3 protein-coding genes and 1 pseudogene are annotated in these 5865 nt (G+C 67.1%); all 4 read left to right on the top strand.

Annotated elements, in window-relative coordinates; genetic code table 11:
* The first annotated feature begins 338 nt into the window (after positions 1-338).
* The 4 genes and pseudogenes from DLJ49_RS20685 to DLJ49_RS20665 all read left to right on the top strand — a co-directional run bounded on the left by DLJ49_RS20685 (position 339) and on the right by DLJ49_RS20665 (position 5579).
* The gene (locus tag DLJ49_RS20685; RefSeq protein WP_115395407.1) at positions 339-1388 is read left to right on the top strand and encodes a saccharopine dehydrogenase family protein; all 1050 of its coding nucleotides are present in this window, start codon (positions 339-341) and stop codon (positions 1386-1388) included.
* A gap of 417 nt (positions 1389-1805) precedes the next feature.
* Complete coding sequence (locus tag DLJ49_RS20680; RefSeq protein WP_115395406.1) at positions 1806-3074, top strand: IS256 family transposase; 1269 nt, start codon at positions 1806-1808, stop codon at positions 3072-3074.
* Positions 3075-3110: 36 nt separating this feature from the next.
* Positions 3111-3851, top strand: a pseudogene (locus DLJ49_RS20675) (transposase).
* 180 nt (positions 3852-4031) lie between these two features.
* Complete coding sequence (locus DLJ49_RS20665) at positions 4032-5579, top strand: cation:proton antiporter family protein (protein ID WP_115395403.1); 1548 nt, start codon at positions 4032-4034, stop codon at positions 5577-5579.
* The last annotated feature ends 286 nt before the right edge of the window (positions 5580-5865 follow it).

Below are 5865 nucleotides of genomic sequence, written 5' to 3'. Positions count from 1 at the left end.
TGCGGAGCGAGGCGCGGTGCGGGTCGGTGTCATGGGTCTCCCCCTCGGTCGGCGGCCGGCCCTCGTTGGCCGGCGTCAAGCTCTCCACGCCGGCGTTCACACCGGCTCGGACCCGACATTGGCCGGGGCGCAGAAAGACGAAGCCGTGGGTCGCAGGAATGTCCCGGCCCGCGATCCCGCACAGGGCATGCCGCCGCGCGAAGGCGATTGCGCGGCTCCACGCCCGGCAGGAATCGCGGCATGCTCGCCGCGGTTGGCACTCCGAACGGCTGGCGCAGATACCGAGGCGACCGCCCGGCCGTGCCACCGGCGAGGCGCGCGAATGGAGGAGGCGGCTGATGCCGGACCTGATGATCTACGGGGCGACCGGCTTCACCGGGGCGCTGGTCGCCGACCGGGCACGGGAAGATGGGGGTGCCACGCCGCTCCTCGCCGGGCGCGACGCGGACAGGGTCGCAGACCTCGCGGCGCGGCGCGAGATGCCGGGGGCCGCCTTCGGCCTCGACGACCCGACCGGCCTGCGCCGGCAGCTCGAGGATGTCCGGGTCGTGCTGAACTGCGCCGGCCCCTTCTCGCGCACCGCCGCGCCGCTCGTCGCCGCCTGCCTCGACACCGGCACCCACTACGTCGACATCACCGGCGAAATCGCCGTCTTCGAGCATCTCGCGGCGCAGGACGCCGCGGCGCGGCGCGCGGGACTCGTCCTGCTGCCGGGGGCCGGCTTCGACGTGGTGCCGAGCGACTGCCTCGCCGCCCACCTCAAGCGCCGCCAGCCGAGGACGCGGCGGCTGCGCCTGTCCATCTCCGGCCTGACGCGGCCGAGCCGGGGCACCGCGCGCACGGCGCTCGAAGCGCTGGGACGGGGGACGCCGGTGCGGCGCGGCGGCGAGATCGTGGAGCTTGCCACGCCGCCCCGCGGCCGGGCGGATTTCGGCGCGGGCCCGGTGGAGACGATCGGCATAAGCTGGGGCGACGTCGCGACGGCGTGGCATTCCACGGGTGCGCCCGAGATCGACGTGCTGTTCGAGGCCTCCGCGCCCTTGCGGCTCGTCTCTCGCGTGCCGGCGCCGCTCCGGCCCGCCCTCCGCTCGGCGCCGGTGCGCGGGCTGCTGACGCGCCTCGTCGACCGCACGGTGCACGGCCCGTCCGCCACGCTCCGGCGCAGCGGCCACGCGCGGCTGCTCGGCGAGGGGTGGGATGCGGCGGGCACCCGCGTCGCCGCGCTGATGGAGACGCCCGAGCCCTACGCGCTGACGGCCTGCACGGCCCTGGCGATCGCCCGGCGCGTCGCCGCCGGCGCGGCCCCTGCCGGATACCACACCCCGGCCACCGCCTTCGGCCCCGACCTCGCGCTCGACGTCGCCGGCGTCCGCCGGACGGACCTCTGACGGCACAAGCCCAGGGCAGGACTGTCCCGACGCGGCCACGCCCACGGCATGCCTTCCATGAACCGCGCAGGATCCCTCGCGAAGGGCGGAGAGCCGACATGCGCTGCGGACTCCGCGAACGCCCGCGGGCAACCCCGCGTTCTCATCCTGATCGTCGCGCTGCACACCGCGGCGTCGCGCGCTCGCCGCTGGATCCCTGGGCACTCTGGACAGGACCACCAAGCCCTGCGGCAAACTATCGACAGTTGACCGCCGCTTGGTAAGGCTCTGTTGAGCCAGTGACGCGAGAACCGCGCCATGGCAGACGAGACGAGAGCGAGAAGAGCTATGCCGGGAAATGGGTGATGGAGCCTGAGAAGGCGGCGTATCGTGGCGGGTGCTGAAGCCTGCCAGAACCTCCCGAAGGAGCGATACGCCATGGACGACGATACCACGATCACCTCGCTTCACCAGCCCGGATCCGTGGAGGATCCGCTTACCGAGATCGCGCGCGATGGGGCGCGGCGCATGCTGGCGGCCGCGCTCCGCGCTGAAGCCGACGCCTTCGTCGCGCAGCATGCCGAGGAGACCTTGCCGGATGGGCGCCAGCGGGTGGTTCGGCACGGGTACGGGCCGGAGCGCAGCATCCAGACCGGGATCGGTGCGCTCGAGGTGCGCCGCCCGAAGGTGCGGGACCGCGCTTCGGACCTGCCTGCCGAGAAGAGGATCCGCTTCAGCTCGGCGATCTTACCCCGCTGGGCGCGGCGCTCGCGCAGCCTCGATGCCCTGCTGCCCGTGCTGTACCTGCGCGGCATCTCGACCGGGGACTTCCAGGAGGCACTCTCGGCGCTGCTCGGCACGGATGCGCCGAACCTGTCGCCGAACGTCATCTCGCGGCTGACCGGCGAGTGGCAGCATGAGTACGACCGCTGGCAGCGCCGCGACCTCTCTGCGCGGCGGTACGTCTACGTCTGGGCGGACGGCGTCTACCTACAGGCTCGCATGGAGGCCCGGGCAGAGTGCATGCTGGTCATTCTCGGGGCCACACCTGAGGGGAAGAAGGAACTCGTCGGCTTCCAGGTCGGCGTGCGGGAGAGCGCGCAGAGCTGGCGCGAGCTGCTGGTCGACATCAAAACCCGTGGCCTCAAGGTGCCGCCTGAGATCGCGGTCGGCGACGGGGCCATGGGGTTCTGGAAGGCGCTCGACGAGGTCTTCCCGAGCACGCGTCATCAGCGCTGCTGGGTCCACAAGACCGCCAACGTCCTGAACAAGTTCCCGACATCCATGCATCCGTCGGTGAAGGCCGACCTCCGGGACATCTGGCAGGCCGAGACCCGCGCTGCCGCCGAGGCCGCCATGGACACCTTCGCCGAGAAATACGGGACGAAGTACGCCAAGGCGGTGACCTGCCTGACGAAGGATCGCGAGGCGTTGCTGGCCTTCTACGCGTTCCCCGCCGAGCACTGGGATCACCTCCGCACCGGCAACCCCATCGAGAGCGTCTTCGCCACCGTTCGGCACCGGACAGTCCGAACCAAGGGCGCGCTGTCCCAGAAGACGGCCAAGCTCATGGTCTTCAAGCTCGTTCAAGCCGCAGCGAAAACGTGGCGCCGACTGAAGGGCGCGAACCAGTTGCCACAGGTCATCGAAGGCGTCACATTCACCGACGGGGTCGCAGACCGCGACACCGAAACCCGCGCCGCCTGATCAGGCCGCATCACCCAAAATCGCGCATAGCTCGCGGTGGAGCTATGCCCGAATTTGGGTGACGCATCCTATGTGAAGCTGCGCGAGGGCGGACGCATCGTCTCTATGGCAGCGATAGTGGCGGTCGCGGTCAACATAGACGGCCGGCGCGAGATACTCGGGATCACCGTCATGCCCTCGGAGGCCGAAACGTTCTGGGCCGACTTCCCGCGGTCTCTCACGCGCCGCGGTCTCCCGGGCGTGCAGTTGGTGATCAGCGATGCCCATGAGGGGCTGAGGGCCGCTGCCCGGAAGGTCCCGGGCGCCGGATGGAAGCGCTGTCGCGTGCATTTCCAGCGCAACCTGCTCGCCCGCCTGGGCAAGACCCACAAGCCGGTGGTCAGCGCCGTGGTGAAGACCGGCTTCGCCGAAAAGGACCCCGACGAGGGCCTTGCCCGCTGGCGCGAGGTCGCTGATAACTTGTACGAACGGTTCAGGGATGTCGCCGAGCCGGTGGACGAGTCCGAGCGAGACGCCCTCGCCTACATGGTCCTCGACACGAGCCTTCGCTCGAAGCTGCACGGCACCAACCCACTGGAGCGCGTGAACAAATAAATCAAGCGGCGCACCAACGTCGTCGGGACCTGCCCCAACCGCGAGGCCGTCATGCGTCTCGTCGGCGCGCTGATGCTGGAGCAGAAAGACGAGTGTGCCGTCTCCCGCCGCTACAGGCCGGTGGAAAAGCTGACGACCGTGTGCGACGATACCAACGCTGCGGCGATGATCGCCGCACAGTGAACGAGCGGTACCAGCTATGAAGAAGAAGGTGGACGCCAGTTCCCACACGATCTGCGTCAAGGACTTGCCCCGGCCAATGCGTTTTTGTGAGATACAGTGCATGGCTGGGGTGCGTCGGTAACGACACCAATGTGTCCGGAGAATAACTCGATCGTGTGAATTGCAACGGAGCCTCCGGTCATGTTTGAAGTCATCATCATCAGCTTTGCGTTCTTCTTTGGTCTCGCGGTCCGTCAGATCGGCCTGCCGCCGCTTGTGGGCTTCCTTGCCGCAGGGTTTGCGATCAACATCTTCGGTCCACTTCTCGGGCTGCCCGGCTACACCACCGAAACGTTGGACCATGTTGCGCATCTGGGCGTGCTGATGCTGCTGTTCACCGTTGGCCTGAAGCTCAAGCTGGAACAGATCGCCCAGCCGCAGGTCGTGGGCGGGGCGCTGCTGCATTTCACCATTTCCGTCGTGGTCTTTCTGCCGGGGCTCAAGCTGTTCATGGGGCTCGAATGGAGCACGGCGCTGCTGCTGGCGATCACGCTGTCGTTCTCCTCCACCGTACTGGCAGCGAAACTGCTGGAGACAAAGCGCGAACTCGGCGCATTTCATGGCCGCACCGCCATCGGCATCCTGATCGTGCAGGACATCATCGCGCTGATCGTGCTGGCGGTCTGGTCCGGGCAGACGCCGAACGTCTACGCATTGCTGGTCTTTGCGGTGCCACTGCTGCGCCCCGTGTTGCACAGGCTGCTGGATTTCGCCGGGCATGATGAACTGCTCGTACTCATGGGAATGCTGCTGTCGCTGGTGATCGGCGGCATGGGGTTCACGGCAATGGGCCTGTCCTCGGAGATTGGCGCGCTGGTGATGGGCGTCTTGCTATCCACCCATGCCCGCGCCAAGGAACTGGGGGCGTCCATGTGGTCGCTCAAGGAGATTTTCCTCGTCGGGTTCTTTCTGCAGATCGGTCTCACGGGCCTGCCGGACTGGGGAGCGATGGTCTTTGCCGTCGCGACGGGCATCCTGCTGGGGTTTAAGGGCGTGTTGTTCTTCGCGCTCATGATCGCATTCAAGCTTCGGGCGCGCAGTGCCTTCCTGACCGCCCTGAGCCTGACCGCGTATTCGGAATTCGGCCTGATCGTGGCGGCGGGGGTCTTGCCTGAGTATCTTGTGCCGCTGGCCATCGCCGTGTCTTTGTCCTTTCTTATTTCCGCTCCGCTCAACCGTTTTGCGCATCCGCTGTACGAACGGTACGAGGACGAGTTGCGCCGGTACGAGCGCGACACGATCCACCCGGACGAACAACCTAAGAACATGGGCGAAGCAAACGTACTGATCTTCGGGATGGGTCGGACTGGCAGCGCCGCATATCAGTTCATTGCGGATCAGGGGCTGAAGCCCCTTGGACTTGATGCGGACACCTATACGGCCAAAGCGCATAACGAGGCGGGGCGCAATGTGCTGTTCGCAGATGCCGAGGACAGCAATTTCTGGCGCAGCTGCAATTTGGGCGGCATCAGGGCGGCGATCCTCGCCATGGACGATCTGGAGGCCAAGCTAATCGCCGCCCGGTCGTTGCGCCAGCGCGGGTTCACCGGGCCGATTGTGGCGCACGCCCTGCACGAAGCGCATGAGGCGCGGATCCGAGAGGCAGGGGCGGATTATACCTACCTGACGATGAATCAGGCTGGGATCAGCCTGGCCGAACAGACGACAGAGGCGATGGCCAAGTCCTGAAGTAATACCTGTCGCGTGTGCGATCATCAACCATCGTCCCAGACGTGGCCGGACCGCTTCAACGAAGCGGACTTCATGATGTGGGGTGCCCATTTCTGCGTCGGGATCGCAGCCTCGCCTTTCAACCGATCCCGGAAACCACCTGAGCCTTCTGGAGCTGAGCTATGCCCGATTTTGGGTGACACGGCCTGATCAGGCGGCGCGGGTTTCGGTGTCACGTGCGGCGACGCCGTCGTTGAACGTGACGCCCTCGACGACCTTTGGCAACTGGTTCGCGCCCTTCAGG

This window comes from Rhodovulum sp. 12E13 (assembly GCF_003340565.1).
In the GTDB taxonomy this organism is placed as follows: domain Bacteria; phylum Pseudomonadota; class Alphaproteobacteria; order Rhodobacterales; family Rhodobacteraceae; genus HLUCCA09.
Note: the sequence above shows the minus strand (reverse complement) of the source record. Positions and strands in the feature narration are given on the sequence as shown.

Coding starts and splice junctions, on each gene's coding strand:
- DLJ49_RS20685 (WP_115395407.1), top strand. CDS start 339: ATGCCGGACCTGATGATCTACGGGGCGACCGGCTTCACCGGGGCGCTG.
- DLJ49_RS20680 (WP_115395406.1), top strand. CDS start 1,806: ATGGACGACGATACCACGATCACCTCGCTTCACCAGCCCGGATCCGTG.
- DLJ49_RS20665 (WP_115395403.1), top strand. CDS start 4,032: ATGTTTGAAGTCATCATCATCAGCTTTGCGTTCTTCTTTGGTCTCGCG.